Below are 1,979 nucleotides of genomic sequence, written 5' to 3' on the forward strand. Positions count from 1 at the left end.
GCCAGAGTATTTGCTCAACTTAAATCTGTTGTTTTCAATTGTTAACGTTCCAGAACAATCCGATAACGCACATCGCCGTTACGCAGTTTTTCAATCGCTTCGTTTATCTGCTCAAACGGATACATTTCAATCACTGGTTTCACTTGATGGCGCTGGGCAAATTCCAGCATTTTGTTGCAGGTTTGCATGCTTCCGGTGTCTGAGCCGGAGATACTTCTTTGCGCTTCTGTCAGGTTAAACACTTTGATATCTAACGGTTCCATAGTTGCGCCGACAAAGTGCAGTCTCCCTCTGGGTTTTAATTTACTCAGATATAGGTTCCAGTCCAGTTTGACATTGACTGTAGAGAGAATCATATCGAATTTTCTGGGCAGTTCTGCCATGACGGCTTCATCACGCGAGTCAACACTGTAATGAGCGCCCATATCCAGAGCTTCCTGTAATTTGGACGAGCTGGTAAATGCCGTGACTTCACAGCCCCAGGCTTGCAGAAATTGCAAAGCAAGATGCCCTAGTCCACCAATACCAATAACGGCTACTTTGTCGGTTGGTTTGGTCTCAAATTGAATCAGAGGATTAAATACAGTCAGTCCGCCACACAGCAAAGGACCGACTGATTTTAGATCAATGCCTTCAGGCAGACGAATCACGCTATTGGCATTTGCTCGTACCTTATCAGCAAAACCGCCATGATGGCCGACGATGGTGGGCGTTAAATCTGAACAGATGTTTTCGTCGCCGTTATGGCATTGTTCGCAGGTTTCACAATAATCTGCATACCAGCCTAAGCCAACGGTTTGGCCAACACTCAGGTTGGTCACAGCAGCACCAAGCTGACTTACTATTCCCACAACCTCATGCCCTGCCACAACAGGGTATGAGGACATTCCCCAATCATTGTCGATAATGCTGATATCACTATGACAAATACCGCAATAACGCACCTCAATCTCAACCTCATGATCGCCAATCGGGCCGGGATCATATTGATAGGGGGTAAGTTTGGCTCCTGCTTCCAGTGCCGCATAAGCATTAATCATCAGTTGTCCTTCAAGAATCAGCAAAACGAAATCGTTGCTTAATTATATTGCTGCATCTCACTGGCAATTATCTGAAAATGGCAAAATTTGCTGATTACTTGTTTCTATGGCTGCTACCCGCTATCTTCTGCACACTTGATTTAAGGAAACCAAGATGAAAGCGCTTTTTCAATCTTTATTTATAATGATTTGTTTATCAGCATGTGCAGCTAACCATACGAAGGTTCCAGATGACGTGATAAAAGTCAGTCAGCCTTACTCAGGCACTCAACCAAAGGCTCTGGATACTGAACGAGCTGATCGTCAGGCACTAGAAATTTGCCGAGATCGAGGTTTTACGGGTGCCGAGCAGCTTGGTACCGAGCAACAGGTTTGCGCTAAATATACCGGTTGGTATCAATGTTTTTATCATGAGGTTGAGCAGCAATATCAATGTACCAACCATTAATCCGCCATCGAGAAAATACTTAAGAGCAATATAATCAACAACGATTCTTCACTTAACGAAGACTCTTTCCAGAAGATACAAAAAAGCCTCATCAGCTAAGCTGATGAGGCTTTTTTATGTGAGCTTAAGTTTTACTCAGCTTCTTTAACGATTTGTGCTTGATGGAAGTTTTCAATACCCATTTTGTCGATTAGGCTTAGTTGAGTTTCCAACCAGTCGACATGTTCTTCTTCAGATTCCAGAATTTTCTTGAATAAATCACGAGTCACGTAATCTGCAACTTGTTCGCAGTATTGAATACCTTCTTTCAAATCTGGAATAGCGTCCATCTCTAATGACAGATCGGCTTCAAGCATTTCACGGGTATTTTCACCGATACGTAAAGCGCCGAGTTCCTGTAAGTTTGGCAAACCTTCCAAGAATAAAACTCGCTCGGTCAACGCGTCAGCATGTTTCATTTCATCAATTGATTCATGATATTCATGCTCGTA

The 1,979-nt window shown here is 43.3% G+C and carries 3 protein-coding genes; 1 reads left to right on the plus strand and 2 read right to left on the minus strand.

Features of this window, described 5'->3' with window-relative positions:
• Nucleotides 1-41 precede the first annotated feature (41 nt).
• Nucleotides 42-1,040, minus strand: a complete 999-nt coding sequence (gene ahr, locus A9E74_RS13655) for an NADPH-dependent aldehyde reductase Ahr (RefSeq protein ID WP_069297142.1) — start codon at nucleotides 1,038-1,040, stop codon at nucleotides 42-44.
• 154 nt (nucleotides 1,041-1,194) lie between these two features.
• On the opposite strand from ahr, the gene yecR reads away from it, so the two are divergent.
• Nucleotides 1,195-1,488, plus strand: a complete 294-nt coding sequence (yecR, locus tag A9E74_RS13660) for a YecR family lipoprotein (protein WP_069297143.1) — start codon at nucleotides 1,195-1,197, stop codon at nucleotides 1,486-1,488.
• 131 nt (nucleotides 1,489-1,619) lie between these two features.
• Here yecR and bfr read toward each other — a convergent pair.
• On the minus strand, nucleotides 1,620-1,979 hold a 360-nt coding region (gene bfr, locus A9E74_RS13665), incomplete at its 5' end, for a bacterioferritin (protein ID WP_069297144.1).

Origin of the sequence: Methylophaga muralis (assembly GCF_001720165.1) — a bacterium.
In the GTDB taxonomy this organism is placed as follows: domain Bacteria; phylum Pseudomonadota; class Gammaproteobacteria; order Nitrosococcales; family Methylophagaceae; genus Methylophaga; species Methylophaga muralis.